Below are 16,963 nucleotides of genomic sequence, written 5' to 3'. Positions count from 1 at the left end.
CCCGACCCGCCCGCAGGAACCGAGGCGCAGGCCCTGCCCGGCGGACGCCGGACGGCGGCGGAACGTCGGCTACCCGCGGGTGGCCAGGGCGGCGTCCAGCAGGATGCGCGCGGCCTCCCGGGCGTCCTCGGCCGCGCTCGGGTCGCCGTGCACGGCGGCCGTGGTCATCGCGCCCTCGGCCAGCAGCGCCAGCTGGGTGGCGAGGGCGGGCGGTGCGTCGGCGGCCTCGGCCAGGCCCGCCAGGTAGGCGTTGAACTCCTCCTTGTGGTGCCGGGCGGCCAGCGCGACCGCCGGTGACACGGCACCCAGTTCGCCGAAGGAGTTGACGAACGCGCAGCCCCGGAAGTCGGGTTCGGCGAACCAGCGGCCGAGCCAGTCGAAGACGGCGAGGAGCTGGTCCCGCGGCGTGTCGGCGGCGCCGGCCACGTAGTCGGCGAGGCCGGCCCGCCAGCGGCCGTCCCGCCGTCGCAGGTAGGCGTCGACGAGGTCCCCCTTGGAGGGGAAGTGCTGGTAGAGGCGGCGCATCGTCACGCCGGAGGCGGCCCGGACGGCGTCCATGCCGACCGCCTGGACGCCCTGCCCGTAGAAGAGTTCCTCGGCGGCGTCGAGGATCCGCTCCCGCGCGTCGTCGTGTTCGGTCCGGCGGCCCGGCGACGGCTCCGCCCGCCCGACCGACCGCCCGTTCGCCTGCGCGTCCATCTGCCGTGCCCTTTGCGTGAGAACGATGATTCTCCTAGGGTAGCCACATCGGCGAGAACGCTCGTTCTCACCGATGTCCGCCGACCCGACGTCCGCCGACCCGACGTCCACCCGACCCGAGGAGACTCCCGTGCCCGACCAGCGCCCTCCCCTGCCACCGTTCACCCCGGAGACCGCCCGACAGAAGGTCCGCGCCGCCGAGGACGCCTGGAACACCCGCGACCCCCAGCGCGTCGCCCTCGCGTACACACCCGACAGCCGCTGGCGCAACCGCGCCGAGTTCCTCACCGGACGCGGGCAGATCGCCGAGTTCCTCACCCGCAAGTGGCGCCGCGAACTCGACTACCGGCTCGTCAAGGAACTCTGGGCGCACGACGGCGACCGCATCGCCGTCCGCTTCGCCTACGAGTGGCACGACGACTCCGGCCAGTGGTACCGCTCGTACGGCAACGAGAACTGGGAGTTCGACCGGGACGGCCTGATGGCCCACCGCCACGCCTCCATCAACGACCTGCCGATCGCCGAGGCCGACCGCCGGTTCCACTGGCCGCTCGGCCGCCGGCCCGACGACCACCCGGGCCTCACCGAACTCGGGCTCTGACCGGCCGCGGGCGGCACCCGCGCCCGTCGTAGCCTGGCGGGCATGGCAACGACCGTCATCTACCTCGAAATGACCGACCCCGGAGAACTGCGGGCGGCCCCCGCCGTCGCCGGCCTCGCCCTGGCCCGCGCCGACGGCTCGTCACCCGCCGTCCAGGAGGTCCAGGCCGAGGTCGGCCGGCCGCACGGCTGGCGCAGCGCCCACCGCACCGCACGGGACTGGGCGGCGTACCGCGCCGAACACCCCCGGCGCCAGAGCTGGCTGCTCACCCACCACGGCGGGCCCGCCGGCATCGTCGCCCTGGAACCGCACCCCGACAGGGAGGTGGAGATCACCACCTTCGGCCTGCTGCCCGCGATGGTCGGCCGGGGCCTCGGCGGCTACGCGCTCACCCTGGCACTCCGTCAGGCCTGGGCCACCAGCCCCCTGGGCGGCGGGCCCGCACGCCGGATCTGGCTGCACACCGACTCCGACGACCACCCCAACGCCCTGCCCAATTACCACAAGCGCGGCCTGCGGACCTTCCGGACCGAGGTCCGGGACGCCTGACCGGCGGCCGGGGCCGACCCGCCGGCCGCCCCCTGGGCCGGGCCGGCTGTTCCACGACCGTGACATCCCCCGCACCCGCCCCTGACCCGGCTCTGGGACGCTCCTACTCGAACGCGAACAGCACCCGAGGGGGAACCTGGAATGTCCGTGCGCAACAGATTCGGCACCGCGGCCGCGATCGCCCTGATGACCACCGTCGGCGCCGTGCTGCTCTCCGCCTGCGGCCCCGAGAACTCCGGCTCCGACCCCACCGCCGCCCCCGGCGGCACCGCGTCGGCGACCTCGGCCCCCGGCGGCACGGCGCCGGGCGGCACGGCCCGCCCGAGCAGCACCGCCCCGGGCACCAAGGAGGTCAACGGCACCTCCGCCGCCAACCACCTGACCATCAGCACCGGCACCCGGACCGTCGCGATGAACGGCACCACCGTCGACTTCGGGACGGCCGTGCGGGACCTCGCGTGGTCCCCGGACGGCAAGCGGGCCGCCTTCGTCAACGGCGACGGCGACCTCGTCCTGGCCGGCCCCGACGGCAGCGGGAAGGTCACCCTGGCCCGGAACCCCGGCGGCGAGACGTGGTCCCACCCGACCTGGCAGCACGCCGCGACGAGCCCCGGCGACCTCCCCGAGTCCGCCGCCCGCTTCGACACCGTCGTCTTCTCCGCGGCCAAGGGCGGCGTCCTGCGCCTGGAGAAGATCGCGACCAAGAACGTCGGCGGCACCCCCGAGGTCCTCACCCCGCACAACTCCGAGGGCGGCAACGAGAACATGCCGCAGCCGCCGCAGACCGGCAACACCTGGTCCAACGCGGGTGGCCGGCGCGGCGAGATCGCCTACGCCAACACCCCGGCCGGGGAGGTCTACCTCTACGACGACTACATCCGCCCCGCCACCCGGGACCTCGGCAAGGGCTCCCAGCCCGCGCTCTCCCCCGACGGCGAGCACATCGTCTTCGTCCGTGCCGTGAGCGGGCACGACCACCTGTTCAGCCGCTCCACGCAGTCCGACCAGAAGGCCGAGAAGGACCTCACCCCCGCGGCCACCACCGACTACACCGAGCCCGCGTGGTCCCCCGACGGCCGGACGATCGCGGCCCGCACCCCCGACGGCGTCAGCACCGTCCCCGCCGACGGGTCCGCCGCCCCGGCGCCGGTCTCCACCGTCAAGGGCCTGCCCGCCTACCGCCCCTGAGCCGACCCGTCCGCCTGAGCGGACCCGTCCGCCCCGCCCGGTCCGGTCGCCGAGCCCGTCCCGACCTCCGGGCCCGGCGGAACGACCCGGCCCGACCCGCCGGCCGGACGGCCCGGCCCCGCCAGCTCGGCGCGCAGCGCGGCCAGGTGCTCGTCCGCGGACTCGTGCGGCAGGAACTCGACCACGTCGAGGAAGCGGAACAGCACCCGGGTCTCGGTGACGGCGTACTCGTAGTCGCCGAACCCGACCACCGCGCCCGTGCCGCCCCGCACGGCCCCGCGCACCGCGGCCGCCGTCAGCCCGTCCGGGCCGGCCCCGGTCGTCGCCCGCCGCCGGGCGTTCGGCCGGGCCAGGTACGGGCAGACCATCGCCGCGTACAGCATGCAGGCCCGGTGGCCCGGCCCCTCCATGGTCGGCGCGAGGTTGCGGTACGGCCCGCCCGCGGCGAGCGCCGCGGCGATCGCCGCGCTCTCCGCCGCCCCGACCACCCGCCACACCGGGCCGCGCGGCATGAACCCGCCGCAGACCGAGCAGCGCCGCTGCAGCGCGCAGTCGGCGCTGCGCCCGTGGTCGGTCAGCGCGAACTGCGGCTCGCCCGCGTGCCACGGGGTGATCGCGGGCACCGGGTAGCCCCTGCTGTCCCGGGGCCGTTCCCCCACCGCCGCCGGGATCGGCACAGAATCGAATCGCACCCCCCATCCATACCAGCCCCGCCCGCCGACGGTCGATCCCGCTGCCCGGTGCGGCAAGGAGCGGCGGCCGGGCGCGGGCCTCACTGCGCCCCGGGGGCCTCCTGCGCGAGGAGCACCTTGCGGAGCAGGTCGGACAGGGTGCGGCGCTCCTCCTCGGTCAGCACCCCCAGCAGGCGGCGCTCCTCACGGCCCACCACCTCCAGCGCCTCGTGCCAGGCCGCGCGGCCGGCCGCGGTGAGGACGATGTCGACCTTGCGGCGGTCGGCGGTCGAGGGGGTGCGGACGACGAACCCGCGGCGTTCGAGGGCCTCCAGCCGACCGGTCACGGACGCGGCGGCGAGGTTGAGGTCGGCGCGCAGGTCCGACGGGGCGGCGTGACCCCCGCGGCCGGCGAGGACGTGCAGGGTGTCGAACTCGTGCTTCTGGAGGCCGTAGTCGGCGACGCCGTGCTCGCGGACCCGCCCGAGGTGGCGGGTGAGCTTCGACATCCGGGTGACGGCGGCCTCGATGTCGGGGTCGAGGTGGGGCAGCACCGGGAGCCAGCGTTCGACGTGGCCGTCCGTCCAGTCGCGGGGCGAGGTCGGCTGGTGGTGCGGGTGCTCGGCCATGGGGTGAGTCTACAAAGCGACCCGGGATCCCCCTCCGGGGAGAGTCATGCGGCATCGAAATTTCGGCACAAAAATTTCGTTGCCGAAACTTCGGTACCGAAATACAGTGCTCCGCGTGACCGAACACCCCCTGCGGAACCGTGACTTCCGCCTCCTCTTCACCGGCCGGACGATCTCCACCCTCGGCGACGCCGCCGTCCCCGCCGCACTCGCCATCGCGATCACCCGCGCCACCGGCTCCGCCACGGCGATGGCCCTCGTCCTGGGCTGCGCGATGCTGCCGCGGCTGGCCCTGCTGCCGCTCGGCGGGGTGGTCGGGGACCGCTTCGACCCGCGACGGGTCGCCCTCACCACCGACCTCCTGCGCGCCGCCACCCAGCTGCTCGTCGCCGTCGAACTCGCCGGCGGCACACCGAGCCTGGCGCACATCGCCGCCGCGTCGGCGGTCGCCGGCACCGCCTCCGCCTTCGCGATGCCGACGGCCGCACCGCTGGTCGCGGCGACCGTGGAGGGCGGCCTCCGGCTGCGGGCCAACGCCCTGCTCGCCTCGGCCGGCAGCGCCGCCCGGCTCGGCGGGCCGGCCCTCGCGGGTCTGCTGGTGTACACCGCGGGGCCCGGCTGGGCCTTCGTGCTCGACGGCGCCTCGTTCGCGCTGAGCGCCGCCCTGCTGACCCGCCTCACCGTCCGTCACCAGCCCGGGGAGCGCCGCTCACTGCGCCGGGACCTCGCCGAGGGCTGGAGCGAGGTGCGCGCCCGCGACTGGTACTGGACCAGCCTGATCGCGCACGGGGTGTGGAACGGCGCCAGCGCGGTGCTGCTCACCCTCGGGCCGCTGATCGCCACCACCCGCCTCGGCGGGGACGGCGTGTGGATCGCCCTCACCCAAGCCGGTGCGGTGGGCCTGCTGGCGGGGTCGCTGATCGCCGGCCGGGTCCGGCCGCGCCGCCCGGTGCTGGTCGCCAACCTCGCCCTCGCGCTGTACGGACTTCCGCTGGCGGCGCTCGCCGCGGCCGCCCCCGCCGCCGTGACGGTGGCCGCGTACGCGGTGGCGATGGCCGGGCTCGGCTTCCTCAACCCGGTCTGGGCGACGGTCGTCCAGCAGGACTTCCCGCCCGGGGTGCTGGCCCGGGTCACCTCGTACGACTGGCTGCTCTCGCTGGCCGCCGCCCCGCTCGGCTACGTCCTGGCGCCGCTGGCCGCCGACGCCTGGGGCGACGCGGCCCCGCTGCTGGCCACGGCGGCGCTGGTGACGCTGGTCTGCGCGGGCACCGCGGCGGTGCCCGGCGTCCGCCGCGCCGGGACTGCGGCGGCGGACGCGTCGGACGCCCCCGCGGGGGACGCGGCGGCCGCGGAGCGCCCGCCGGCCCGGGCCGGTTCCTCCTGAGCGGAGGGCGTCGCGCAGCACACCGGACACGCCCTCGGCACAGCCGTCACGCCCCCGCTGAGGGGACGTGACGGCCGCTCCCGCTGCCCGGCCCCGGGCAGCGGGGCCGGCCGGGGGTCAGTTCCAGATGCCGGTGATGTCGCTCGCGGTGGCGGCGTTGCCCGCGTGGCCGGTGGCGCCGGCCAGGTCCTCCAGGGTGCGCAGCAGGTTGTAGTGGTTGTAGGTGGTGGCCGAGCTGCTGCCGGGGGCGACGTGGGCGCCGTAGATCACGGTGGGGATCCGGTTGCCGGCCAGCCGGTTGTCCTCGTCGAAGGTCACCACGAGCAGGCTGTTGTGGGTCGTGGCCCACGTGGCGTAGGCGCTGAGGTTGTTCTTGACCCAGGTGTCGCCGGTGCCGACCGAGCAGTCGTGCATGTCGCTGCAGAGGTTGGGCACGACGAAGGAGACGTTGGGCAGGGTGGTGTAGTCGGTCGGGAACTGCGCGAAGGTCTTGGCCGAGCTGAGCGCGACGTTGCCGAAGCCGAACCACGGGTTGTGCTTCTGCGCGTACTTGCCGCTGCTGCAGACGGTGCTGCCCTGGGACGGCAGGGTCTCGTTGTAGCTGGCCCAGGTCTTGCCCGCGGCGGTGACCTCGGAGGCCAGGTTGGCGCCCTGGAGCGCGCCGACGCTGACGCAGCTGTCGTCGGTGATGCCCTGGGTGGAGCCGGAGAACAGGGCGTAGTAGTTGGGCTGGCTCGGGTGGGTGATGCCGAACGACTGGGTGAGGTTGGCGCCGCCGGTGGCCAGGGAGTTGAGGTACGGGGCGCTGCTGCTGCCGATGACCTGGGTGTAGGCGTGGTTCTCCATGACCACCACGATGATGTGGTCGGGCGTCGGCAGGGCGGCGGCGTGCGCGGTCGTGGCGGTGGCGGCCCAGAGGCCGGCGGAGGCGGCCACGAGCGCGGCGGCCGAGCCGAGGGCGGTGGCGGTGCGGCGGGAGCGCGGCTTGGTGGGGTTCACGGGCTGGGTGGGCTTCGTGGGCGAAGTCATGACAAGTCCTTGGGTAGGGAACGGCCGTGGCGGCCGTCCGGCCGGGGAGGGGACCGCGGGACGCCTGGCGGGCTCGGTGGGGCGGGGAGGGCCGAGGTGCCGGAGCACGCTCGGAGCGCCCGAACAGCATCGGGTGGATCCGTCGACGCGGGTAGGCCACGGCAGGTGAAACCTTGGCTCCGGGCCGGGAAACGGTTGGTGCGTCCGGCCCGGTTCACTTTGCCAGCGGCCGCCCCGGCCGGTGATAGTGGATCTTCGAGGACGTGGCCCGACGCCGCGTCAGCTGACGAGAGAACAGAGGACCATGGCGAAGACCAGCCTTCTCCGCCCGCTCGCCGTCGCCGCCGCCGGTGCCGTCCTGGTGGCGACCGGTGCCGCGCACGCCGCCGCCGCCGACCGGGACACCACCGGGGCACCCACCCCCGACACCGCCGCGGTGCTCGCCGCCCTGAGGACCACCGCCGACGCGGGTGCCCCGGGCGCCTTCGCGGTGATCCGCGACCACGGCGCCGGGTCCACCACCCGCTCGCTGTCCGTCGGCAAGGCCGACCTCGACGGGACCCCGATGAACTCCTCGTGGCGGTTCCGCGTAGGCAGCAACAGCAAGATGTTCGCCGCCGTTCTCGTGATGCAGCTGGCGGAGGAGGGCCGGATCGACCTCGACCGGCCGCTGCGCGACTACCTCCCGGCCGGGACGCTGCCCGACGGCTGGACGATGACCGGCCGCCAGGTCATGGAGCACCGCGCCGGGATCTACGACCACACCAACGACCTGCTGGAGCAGGCCGGCGAGGAGACCACCAGCGCCTTCGAGGCGCGCATCCGCAGCACCGTGTACGAGCCGCGCGACCTCGTCGCGATGTCCGTCAAGCACGGCCAGCAGTACACGCCCGGCAGCCGCTACTCCTACTCCAACACCGACTTCGTCCTGATGGGCCTCGCCGTCGAGAACCTGACCGGCCAGCCCTACGCGGAGGTGCTGAACGAGCGGATCATCCAGCCGCTCGGCCTGAGCAGGACCTCCTTCGTCGTCCCCGACCAGGACATCCGGGGCGCGCACGTCACCGGCTACCTCACCAACGACGACCGCACCAAGCCGCTGCTGGACTCGACCCTGGCGAACGGCTCCTGGGTGTGGGCCGCCGGCGCCGTCATCTCCGACGCCGCCGACCTCGACCGCTTCCTCACCGCGCTGGTGGCCGGCAGCAAGGGCGGCCTGGTCACGGACGACTCGCTGAAGCAGATGACCGCCGCCATCCCGACCCCCACCGCGAAGGTGGCCTACGGCCTCGGGCTGCGCCGGATCACGCTCTCCTGCGGCGACGTGTACGGCCACGGCGGCATCGTCCAGGGCTTCCAGACCCAGTCCTTCACCACCCAGGACGGCAAGCGCTCCGTCGTCGTGTTCGCCAACGCCTCCAACAACGGCGCCGTGACGCAGGGCCTGATGGGCGCGCTGGAACCGGCCTTCTGCGGCAAGAAGCCCGCCGCGGCGCGCAACTCCTTCGCCCCGAGCGCCTTCGCCGAGGACGACGTCCTGCCGGTGGTCGAGGACACCCGGATCTGACGCCCCGCCCCCGGCCGGGCCCGCGGCGTCAGCCCGTCCGGCGGTGGCTCTGCCGGGGGCCGTCCGTGCTCAGGTCGGTGAGCGCCTCGGTGAGCAGTTCGCGGGCCTCGTCGGCACGGCCCTGCTCGATCAGGGCCGTGCCGAGCTCGGTCAGCGTCTTGGTCATGCTGTCCGGCCGGCCGATCGCCTCGTAGTGGGTCAGGGCCTGCCGGTACGCCTTCTCGGCGGCCGGCCAGCGCTTCAGCGCGGCGCGGTCCAGGCCCAGTTCGTGCGCCGTCATGGCGGCCATCAGGTGCATCAGCGGCGAGGACCAGCGCTCCACCAGCTCCAGCGCCCCGGCGAGCGCGCGACGGCGGTAGTCCACCGCCTCCTCGGCGCGGCCGGAGTCGCGCAGGCAGTTGGCGGCCCCCCGCAGGGTGACCAGCCGCCCGATCCTGGCCGAGCGGCTGGTCACGGTGCCGAAGGCCTCCCCGGCCCGCCCGTAGGCGTCGATGGCCTCACGGTGGCGGTGCAGGTGGCGCAGGCCCGCGGCGAGGTAGCTGAGCGCCCAGCCCTCCTGCTCGCGGTCGCCGAGCCGGCGGGCCAGTTCCAGCCCCTCGCCGGCGAGTTCGGTGCCGCGCTGGTAGCGGTGCAGGCAGGTCACGTAGGTCCAGGCCAGGTAGTTCACGTGCACCACCTCGGCCTGCCGGTCGCCGCAGGCGCGGGCCGAGTCGACGGAGAGCTGGAAGACCTCCGTCCAGAGGTCCCAGCTCAGCAGCCGGTCCGAGAACCAGTGCATGGCCTCGGCGGTGGCGATCACCTCGCGGTGCCGGCCGGCCGCGAAGGCCTGGTAGAGGGCCGCCAGCCACTCGGTGTGCTCCTCCTCCAGCCAGCGCGCCGCCTCGGTGAGCGGCACCGGCGGGCCGGAGCCCTCCCACGGACCCCCGGAGTGCGGCCCGGCGCCCGCGGCCGCGGCCTGGGCGTGGTCCGGGTCGAACCGCAGGCCGAACTCGGCGGCCCGGTCCAGCAGCCAACCGCCCGCCCTGGTGCGGGCGTCCGCCACCGCGCCGGGCTCCTCGTCGACGCCCAGCCGCTCGCCCGCGTAGAGCCGCACCAGGTCGTGCAGGCGGTAGCGCTCCGGGGTCGCCAGCTGCACCAGCCCCGCGTCGATCAGCTGTTCCAGGACCAGCTCGGTGCGGGCGGCCGGCAGGCCCGCGTAGGCCGCGGCGACGGCGGCGGTGAAGTCGTGCCCGGCGGTCAGCGCGCAGCGGCGCAGCACCAGCTGGGACTCGGCGGGCAGCCGCCGGTAGGACAGCGCGAAGGCCGGGCGGACGGCCAGGTCACCGGTGGCCAGGAGGTCCAGCCGGTGCTCCTCGGCCGCCAGCTGGCGCACCAGGTGGCTCACCGGCTGCTGCGGGCGGGCGACCAGCCGCTGCCCGGCGATCCGCAGCGCGAGCGGCAGGTAGCCGCAGAGCCGGGCCAGTTCGGCGGTGGCGTCGGGCGCGGCCTCGATCCGCTCCCGGCCCGCGATCCGGGCCAGCAGGTCGGCGGCCTCGCCCGGGGAGAGCGCGTCCAGCCGCAGGCGGTGCACCGACTCCAGGCCGGGCAGGACGTTGCGGCTGGTGACCAGGGTGACGGCCGGGCCCGAGCCGGGCAGCAGCGGGCGGACCTGGGCCTCGTCGGCGGCGTTGTCCAGCACCAGGACGAGCCGCCGCTCGCGCACCAGCGCCCGGTAGAGGCCCGCCCGCTCCTCCGTGCCGGCGGGCACCGCCCGGTCCGCGACCCCGAGGGCGCGCAGCACCTGGCCGAGGGCGTCCCGGGCGGAGAGCGGGGTGGCGGACATCCCGCCGAGGTCGAGCGAGAGCTGGCCGTCCGGGAAGAGCGGGGCCAGGGTGTGCGCGGCGTGCAGGGCGAAGGCGGTCTTGCCCAGGCCGGGCTGACCACTGATCAGGACCACCCGGGGATGGGCCGGTTGCGCGTCCCCGGCGAGGTCCGCGAGCAGCGCGAGGGCGTCCTCACGGGCGGTGAAGTCGGCGATGTCGCGGGGCAGGGCGAGGGCGCCGGGGGCGAGCGGGGCGGCGGCCTCCGGCTCGGCCGGGGGCCCGGTCACCCCGGCGGCGACGGGCTCCGCACCGCGGTCCGGCGACGCGGCGGGGGCGGTGGTGGCGCTGGGGCCGGCGGTCGCCGTCGACCGGGTGCCCCGGGGGCGGCCCGACTGGGCGGCCCGGTCCAGGGTGGCGGCGCGCGCCGCGTCCAGCCCCAGCGCCTCGGCCAGCGCCCGGACGGTCCGCCGCTGCGGCCCCCGGGTGCGGCCGCGCTCCATGTCGCCGACGGCGCGCAGGCTGACCCCGGCCGACGCGGCGAGCTCCTCCTGGGTGAGGCCCGCCGCCACCCGGTGGCCGGCCAGCAGGCGGCCGAACTCGCCGCCCCCGTCGGCGCCCGAACCTGCCACCGTGTCGCTCGCAGCCGTCATGTCCCGCCCCTGATCGCACCGTTACTTCTGCCTGCTGTCGTGCCTGCCGGGCAGCCCCCGGCAGAAGTATGCCGGGCAGAAGTATGCCTCGTACCCGACCCTTTCCCCGCATCGGGCGCCCGGCGGGCGCACCGCCCGGGCGGGCGGCAGCGGGCCGCCGGGCGGTCGGGCCGGTCCGCCGCACGGGTGGTCGCGCCCACCACTTCCGCCCACGGTTCTGCCTGTGGTTCTGCCTGTGCGGTCGTGGCCCGGCGCGGGGGACCACCGGTGCGGGAGCGCCCGGCCCGGGCGCCGTCCGCGCGTCGACCGCCGGTCCGGGACGGCCCCGGGCCCGCTCAGCGCCCGCCCGCGGCGAGGGCCTGTGCCTGCCGCCGTTCGGCCGTGCCCTCGGCGGTGCGGCCCAGTGCGCAGAGCAGGTCGGCCAGCAGCCCGTGCGAGCGGGCCTCCAGCGTGACGTCCCCGACGGTGCGCCCGAGGGCGACGGCGAGCCGGGCGGTGGACAGCGCGGCGTCGCCGCGGCCGAGGGCGTGCAGGGCGCGGGCCCGGCTCTGGGTGGCGAGGACGGCCTCGGCGTCGGCGGAGCGGCCGGTGGCGATCCGCACCGCCTCGTCGGCGTGGCCGAGGGCCGGCTCCGGGGCACCGGCCAGCACGAGGGCGTCGGCCAGGTCGGTGAGCGCGCCGACCAGCAGCTCGTCGACGGCCGGGACGCGGGCGGCGGTGACCAGGTCGGTGAACAGCACGAGGGCCTGGTCGTAGCGGCCGGCCCGCTGCAGCGCGCCGGCCACCCGGCCGCGGCAGCGGTGGCGCAGCAACGGGTCGCCGGCCCGGTCCGCGGCGGCGACGGCCCGGTCCAGCTCCTCGGCCGCGGTGCGGTGGGCGGCCCGCTCGACGTGCAGGACGGCGAGGTCGGTGGCCAGCCGGGCGACGGCCGCCTGGTCCGCGCAGGCGTGCGCGGCCCGCAGTCCGGCCTCGACGACGGCCCGCCAGTGCGTCCGGTCGTGGCCGGTGGCCTCGTAGAGCAGGCTGGTGCGGTGCGCGAGCTGCCAGGCCTCCGTCGTCCGGCCGAACTGCTCGGCGCAGACCACCACGGCGTGCAGTGCGGCCTCCTCGCGCCCGAACCAGGCGGCCGCCTCGGCGGGCGCCGGCGGGCCCCCGTCCACCGTCCACGCGGCGGTGACCGCGAGGTAGTGGGCGATCAGCCGGTCGAGCGCCACGAACCGCTCGTCGCAGGTGAGTTCGGCGGCCTGGCGGGCCGCGTAACGGCGGACCAGCTCGCGCCGGGCGTACCGGCCGGGGGTGGTCTCCTCCAGGAGGTGGACGGCATCCAGCCGGGTCAGCAGGGTGCGGGTGGTGGCGCGCGGCAGGTCGGCGAGCGCGGCGGCGGTGGCGGTGTCGATGACGGCGCCCGGGTGCAGCCCGAGCAGGGTGAACAGCCGGGCGGGGGCGGGCGGCAGGGTCCGGTAGGTGCGGTCGAGGGCGGCGGTGAGGCCGAGCGGTCCGCGCCCGGTGCCGGCCAGCGTGGAGAGGCCGGTCTGTTCGTCGGCGAGCTCCTCGACCAGGTCGGCCAGCGACCAGCCGGGGTGGGCGGCGAGCCGGCCGGCGGCCAGCCGCAGGGCGAGCGGCAGGTGGTCGCAGGCGGTGGCGAGCTCGGCGGCGGCCTCCGGTTCGGCGGCCACCCGCGCGGTGCCGAGGGCGCGGTCGAGGAGGTCGGCCGCGCCCTCCGCGGTGAGCGGGCCGAGCGGGAGGGCGGTGCCGCCCTCGCGGACCAGCAGGTGGCGCAGCCGGCTGCGGCTGGTGACGACGGTGACGGGTGCGCCGCCGCCCGGTGCGGGCGGGTCGGGCAGCAGCGGTGCGAGCTGCTCGTAGGAGAACGCGTCGTCCAGCACGACCAGCGTCCGACGGTCGGCCAGCAGCTCCCGGTAGCGCCGGGCCCGCTCCTCGGGGCAGGCGGGCAGGGCGTCCGCCGGCTCGCCGAGGGCGAGCAGGAAACCGGCCAGCACCTCGGCGGGCTCCCGCGGCCCGGCCGGGTCGAAGCCGAGCAGGTCGGCGTGCAGGAGGCCGTCCGGGAAGTGCCCGGCCGCGCGCTGCGCCCAGTGCCGGACCAGGCTCGTCTTGCCCGCCCCGGCGGGCCCGGTGACCAGGATCGGGCGGCCGCTGCGGGCGGCGTCCGCCAGGGCCGCGTCCAGCCGGCCGAGGTCGGCGGACCGGCCGGTGAACCGGCGGTCCGGGGGGCCGAGCCGCGCGAACGGGGTGGGGCGGTCGACGTCGTCGGCCGGCCGTTCCGGTCCGCCGGCCAGCAGCTCGCCGGCGCGGCGCAGCTCCGGCCCGGGCGGTCCGGCCAGCCGGGCGACCGCCAGGTCGTACCGGGCCTGCGCCTCGTCCCGGCGGCCGGCCTGCTCGAGGCAGCGGACCAGCCGGGCCGCGAGCGTCTGACGGCTCGGGTGGGCGGCCGCGGCCTCGGCGAGCTCGGCGGCCAGTTCGCCGCCGCGGCCGGCGCCCAGGAGCCCCTCGGCGAGCCGGTCCAGGGCGCGCAGCCGCAGGTCGGTGAGGGAGGGCAGGGTGCGCTCGCGCAGCAGTGCGGAGCCGCAGTCCGCGAGGGCCGGGCCGCGGAAGAGGTCCAGGGCGGTGCGCAGCAGCGGGACGGCCGGGTCGGGCGGGCCGGTCCCGGCGTGCCCGGCGGGCGGCGGCGGGGTGGGCAGCAGCACTCCCGCGCGGTCGCAGAGCAGGCCGAAGCGCAGCAGGTCGACGCGGTCCGGGTCGCCGGTGAGCAGGTAGCCGCCGCCGCGGGTGTCGAGGGTCAGCCGGGGGTCGTCGAGGAGTTGCCGCAGGGCCGCGACGTGGCCCTGGAGCGCGGCCCGGGCGGTGGGCGGGGCCTCGCCGTCCCAGACCAGCTCGATCAGTTCGTCGGTGCCGACGGTCTGGTTGAGCCGGATGGCGAGGGTGCTGAGCAGGGCGCGGCGTTTCGGAGCCGAGGGCGTGACCGTCGTCCCGTCGTCCCGTCGTACGGCGACCGGCCCGAGCAGGTCGATGTGCATGCGGCCCTCTCCTCCCCTGTGGCCGGCGGATCCGCCGCCGCCGACAACCGTGGGCGGCCTTCCGGCGTTCTTGAGGATAGGTGCAGGATCCGTCCGCGAACTCCGGGCCACGGGGAGCCGGCCCGCCGCCGTGCCGGGTGGCGCGGGACACGCCCGGCCGTCGCGGGCGGGCGATCTGGCGCGAACAGGACAGTTCAGGGCACTACACTGCACCACCCCGGGGCACGCCCCCGGTGGTCGTGGGGCGGGGGGACGCCCTGGTTCTCGTGGGGTGAGTGGGGGTAACTGGTGCGGATTCGGCTCCTGGGGCCGGTCGAGCTGCGGGCCGGGACGGACGGGTTCGTGTCGCTGCCGGGCGCGCAGCGCCGGGCGATCCTGGCGCTGCTGGCACTGCGGCTCGGCCGGGTGGTCGGGGTGGACGGCTTCTCCGAGCTGCTCTGGGGCGACCGGCCGCCGGCCAGTGCCCGGGCGGCGCTGCAGGGGCACGTGGCCGCGCTGCGCAAGGCGCTCGCCGGCACGCCGTTCGTGCTGCACACCCGCTCGCCCGGCTACCTGCTGGACGGTCCGGCCGACGAGGTGGACGCGCTGCTCTTCGAGTCGCTGACCGGCCGGGCCGGGGAGCGGGCCGGACGCGGCTCCCGGGCGGCGGACGCGGAGGCGATCGCGCTGCTGGAGCAGGCGCTGCGGCTGTGGCGCGGCGAGGCGCTGGCCGACCTCCCGGACACTGCGCTGCGCTCGGCCGCCGTGGACCAGCTGGACCAGGCCCACTCGGCCGCCGTGCTCAGCTGGGCGGGCCTGCGGCTGCGCCAGGGCAGCGGCGCCGCGGCGGTGCCCGCGCTCGAGCAGAACGTGCGCGCCGACGGGCTGCGCGAGGAGATGGTGGCGCTGCTGATGCGCTGCCTGCACCAGGCCGGGCGGCCGGCGGACGCGCTGGCGGCCTACCACCGGGCCCGGCGGCGGCTGGACCGCGAGCTGGGGCTGCGGCCCGGCCCGGCGCTGGAGGCGGCGCTCGCCGAGGTGCTGTCCGGGGACCGCGCGCAGGACGCGGACCCGGCGGGCACCGCCGCGCTCACCGCCCCGGTCTCCCCCGCGGGCCCGGCCGTTCCCGCCGCGGTGCCGCGGGTGCCCCGGCAACTGCCCCGCCGGCCGCTCGACGTCGTCGGCCGGGAGGCCGAGGCGGGCTGGCTGGACCGCGAGTGCGGCCCGGAGCGCTCCGGAGACGGCCTGGCGCTGGTGGTCGGCCCGGCCGGGGCCGGCAAGACCACGCTGGTCGCCTCCTGGGCGCACGGCCGCGCCGCGGACTTCCCGGACGGGCAGCTCTTCGCCGACCTGCAGGGGCTGGCCCCCGAGGGCCCGGTGGACCCGGACACCGCCCTGGACCGCTTCCTGCAGGCCCTCGGGGTCGCGCGGGAGGCCGTGCCCGCGGACCGCGACGGCCGGGCCGCGCTCTACCGCGACCGCACCCGGGGGCGGCGCCTGCTGGTGGTGCTGGACGACGCCGCCGACGCCGACCAGGTCGCCGACCTGCTGCCGGAGGGCCCGGGCTGCGCCACCGTGGTGACCAGCCGGGGCTCGCTGGAGGGCCTGGTGTCCGCCGACGGCGCCGCACTGCTGCGGCTGGAGGCACTCCCCGAGGCCGACGCCCTGCGGCTGCTGGAGGGGGCACTGGGCACCGAGCGGCTGCGGGCCGAACCGGCCGCGGCCGCCGAGCTCGCCGCGCTCTGCGACCACCTGCCGCTGGCGCTGCGGATCGCCGCCGCCCGGCTGGCCACCCGGCCGGACTGGACGATCGCCGAGCTGGCCGCCGAACTCGCCGACGAGGGCACCCGGCTGTCCGTCCTGGACGCCGACGGCGCGACCGGTGTCGCCACCGAACTGCGGCGCACCTTCTGCCGGCTCTCCCCCACCGCGGCCGAGCTGCTCACCCTGCTCGCCGTCCACCCGGGCCGGGAGGTGGACGCCCTGGCCGGCGCCGCGCTGCTCGGGGCCGACGCGGTCGCCGCCCGCCGGGCGCTCGGCGAGCTGACCGCCCACCACCTGCTCACCGGCACCGCCCCGGGCCGCTACGGCCGCACCGAACTGGTCCGGCTGTTCAGCGCCGGGCTGCTCGCCGAGCAGCCCGAGGAGTGCCGGCGCCTCGCCTGGGAGCGCCTGGTGGACTACTACCACGCGGCGCTGCGGCACTGCGGCGCGTACCTCGACCCGGGCCAGGAGGACGACGACGCCCCGGTGCTGCCGCTGCACGCGCTGCCGCCCGCGACGGACATCCGCACCGCCCTGGACTGGTTCCGGGCGGAGGAACCCGCGATCCGCGCGCTGATCGACACCGCCGACAGCACCGCCCCGGACCGGGCCTGGCGGCTCGCCCTGACCTGCGGGTCGCTGTACTACGGCGCCAGCCGCTTCACCGACTGGCTGCGGTGCGCCCGGGTGGGCGAGGCGGCGGCCGAGCGCTGCGGCGACCCGGTCGCGAGCGCGCTGCTGCACGTCAGCCGGGCGCAGGCCCTGGTGGCGCTCGAACGGCGCCACGAGGCGGCCGAGGTGGTGCGCAAGGCCGTGGACGCCACCCGGTCGATGGCCGGCCCGGTGGCCGTGTCGGCGCGCGTCCGGGCGCTCGCCACCCTGGGGCTGGTCACCGCGATGACCGGCAGCGCCGCCGAGGCGGACCGGCTGGCGGCCTCCGCGACCGCGCTGGCCCTGGAGGCCGGGGACCGCCGGCGGCTCGTCGACGCCCTCGTCCACCAGGGCTGGGTGAACCTCGCGGGCGGCGACCGGGAGGGCGCGCAGCGCCGGTCCCGCGAGGCCAGGCAGCTGCTGCCGGCCGTCCCCGTCACCCAGGTCCACATCTGGTCGATGCTGACCGAGGCGCAGTCGCTGCCGCCGACCGTCCACGACCAGGAGGTCGACCTGGCCTGGCACCGACTGCTGGCCGCCTGCGAGGAGGCGGGCCTGCTCTACCTGCACGCGATCGCCGAACAGTCCTACGCCGGGCTGCTGCTGGCGCGCGGCCGGGAGCGCGAGGGGACGAAGCGGCTGCGGCTGGCGCTGGACCGGTTCGACCGCCACGACCGGCTGGCCGGGTTCGTGAGCGAGTTCACCGGCGGGCTGGAGGAGTCGCTGAAGCTGCGCTCGTCCCGGTCGTTCTGACCGGGGGGGCAC

Annotated in this window: 12 protein-coding genes; 6 read left to right on the top strand and 6 right to left on the bottom strand. The window is 76.9% G+C overall.

Translation table 11 applies throughout. The features are described 5' to 3' along the window. Positions 1-69 precede the first annotated feature (69 nt). Positions 70-699 carry a TetR/AcrR family transcriptional regulator gene (locus tag ACIRS1_RS17220; RefSeq protein ID WP_402840369.1) on the bottom strand — a complete coding sequence of 210 codons (630 nt, stop codon included), beginning with the start codon at positions 697-699 and terminating at the stop codon, positions 70-72. A gap of 130 nt (positions 700-829) precedes the next feature. Between ACIRS1_RS17220 and ACIRS1_RS17215 the strand changes: the two genes are divergently transcribed. From ACIRS1_RS17215 to ACIRS1_RS17205, 3 genes are all read left to right on the top strand, one after another. After that, positions 830-1,300, top strand: a complete 471-nt coding sequence (locus ACIRS1_RS17215; protein WP_402840366.1) for a DUF1348 family protein — start codon at positions 830-832, stop codon at positions 1,298-1,300. 42 nt (positions 1,301-1,342) lie between these two features. Continuing rightward, complete coding sequence (locus ACIRS1_RS17210) at positions 1,343-1,849, top strand: GNAT family N-acetyltransferase (RefSeq protein WP_402840363.1); 507 nt, start codon at positions 1,343-1,345, stop codon at positions 1,847-1,849. A gap of 141 nt (positions 1,850-1,990) precedes the next feature. Beyond that, a complete protein-coding gene (locus ACIRS1_RS17205; RefSeq protein ID WP_402840360.1) occupies positions 1,991-3,037 on the top strand; it encodes a hypothetical protein in 1,047 nt (348 codons plus the stop codon). On the opposite strand, the gene ACIRS1_RS17200 is transcribed toward ACIRS1_RS17205, so the two are convergent. Together ACIRS1_RS17200 and ACIRS1_RS17195 are read right to left on the bottom strand one after the other, a co-directional pair. Then, the gene (locus tag ACIRS1_RS17200) at positions 3,025-3,660 is read right to left on the bottom strand and encodes a hypothetical protein (RefSeq protein ID WP_402840358.1); all 636 of its coding nucleotides are present in this window, start codon (positions 3,658-3,660) and stop codon (positions 3,025-3,027) included. The two genes, ACIRS1_RS17205 and ACIRS1_RS17200, sit on opposite strands and share 13 nt — an antisense overlap. Before the next feature lie 149 nt (positions 3,661-3,809). Next, positions 3,810-4,337, bottom strand: a complete 528-nt coding sequence (locus tag ACIRS1_RS17195) for a MarR family winged helix-turn-helix transcriptional regulator (RefSeq protein ID WP_402840355.1) — start codon at positions 4,335-4,337, stop codon at positions 3,810-3,812. Positions 4,338-4,452: 115 nt separating this feature from the next. Here ACIRS1_RS17195 and ACIRS1_RS17190 point away from each other — a divergent pair, with 115 nt between their 5' ends. Continuing rightward, positions 4,453-5,721, top strand: a complete 1,269-nt coding sequence (locus ACIRS1_RS17190; RefSeq protein ID WP_402840353.1) for an MFS transporter — start codon at positions 4,453-4,455, stop codon at positions 5,719-5,721. 117 nt (positions 5,722-5,838) lie between these two features. Here the strand turns inward: ACIRS1_RS17190 and ACIRS1_RS17185 are convergent, their stop codons facing one another. Further along, entirely contained in the window at positions 5,839-6,750 is a 912-nt protein-coding gene (locus ACIRS1_RS17185) for an alkaline phosphatase family protein (protein WP_402840350.1), read from the bottom strand. A gap of 304 nt (positions 6,751-7,054) precedes the next feature. Here ACIRS1_RS17185 and ACIRS1_RS17180 point away from each other — a divergent pair, with 304 nt between their 5' ends. After that, complete coding sequence (locus ACIRS1_RS17180) at positions 7,055-8,317, top strand: serine hydrolase domain-containing protein (protein ID WP_360221645.1); 1,263 nt, start codon at positions 7,055-7,057, stop codon at positions 8,315-8,317. 28 nt (positions 8,318-8,345) lie between these two features. On the opposite strand, the gene ACIRS1_RS17175 is transcribed toward ACIRS1_RS17180, so the two are convergent. Both ACIRS1_RS17175 and ACIRS1_RS17170 read right to left on the bottom strand, forming a co-directional pair. Further along, positions 8,346-10,769: an ATP-binding protein gene (locus ACIRS1_RS17175; protein ID WP_402840347.1), complete on the bottom strand. Its 2,424-nt coding sequence runs from the start codon at positions 10,767-10,769 to the stop codon at positions 8,346-8,348. A gap of 335 nt (positions 10,770-11,104) precedes the next feature. Further along, positions 11,105-13,804: a BTAD domain-containing putative transcriptional regulator gene (locus ACIRS1_RS17170; protein WP_402840344.1), complete on the bottom strand. Its 2,700-nt coding sequence runs from the start codon at positions 13,802-13,804 to the stop codon at positions 11,105-11,107. Between the two features lie 288 nt (positions 13,805-14,092). Between ACIRS1_RS17170 and ACIRS1_RS17165 the strand changes: the two genes are divergently transcribed. After that, entirely contained in the window at positions 14,093-16,951 is a 2,859-nt protein-coding gene (locus ACIRS1_RS17165; protein WP_402840342.1) for a BTAD domain-containing putative transcriptional regulator, read from the top strand. The last annotated feature ends 12 nt before the right edge of the window (positions 16,952-16,963 follow it).

The organism is Kitasatospora sp. NPDC101176, from assembly GCF_044768035.1.
Classification (GTDB): domain Bacteria; phylum Actinomycetota; class Actinomycetes; order Streptomycetales; family Streptomycetaceae; genus Kitasatospora.
This window is presented reverse-complemented; position numbering and strand designations above follow the sequence as displayed.

Excerpts from the sequence above, each read along its gene's own strand:
- ACIRS1_RS17220 (WP_402840369.1), bottom strand. The coding sequence starts at position 699 with ATGGACGCGCAGGCGAACGGGCGGTCGGTCGGGCGGGCGGAGCCGTCG.
- ACIRS1_RS17210 (WP_402840363.1), top strand. The coding sequence starts at position 1,343 with ATGGCAACGACCGTCATCTACCTCGAAATGACCGACCCCGGAGAACTG.
- ACIRS1_RS17205 (WP_402840360.1), top strand. The coding sequence starts at position 1,991 with ATGTCCGTGCGCAACAGATTCGGCACCGCGGCCGCGATCGCCCTGATG.
- ACIRS1_RS17195 (WP_402840355.1), bottom strand. The coding sequence starts at position 4,337 with ATGGCCGAGCACCCGCACCACCAGCCGACCTCGCCCCGCGACTGGACG.
- ACIRS1_RS17185 (WP_402840350.1), bottom strand. The coding sequence starts at position 6,750 with ATGACTTCGCCCACGAAGCCCACCCAGCCCGTGAACCCCACCAAGCCG.
- ACIRS1_RS17180 (WP_360221645.1), top strand. The coding sequence starts at position 7,055 with ATGGCGAAGACCAGCCTTCTCCGCCCGCTCGCCGTCGCCGCCGCCGGT.
- ACIRS1_RS17175 (WP_402840347.1), bottom strand. The coding sequence starts at position 10,769 with ATGACGGCTGCGAGCGACACGGTGGCAGGTTCGGGCGCCGACGGGGGC.
- ACIRS1_RS17170 (WP_402840344.1), bottom strand. The coding sequence starts at position 13,804 with ATGCACATCGACCTGCTCGGGCCGGTCGCCGTACGACGGGACGACGGG.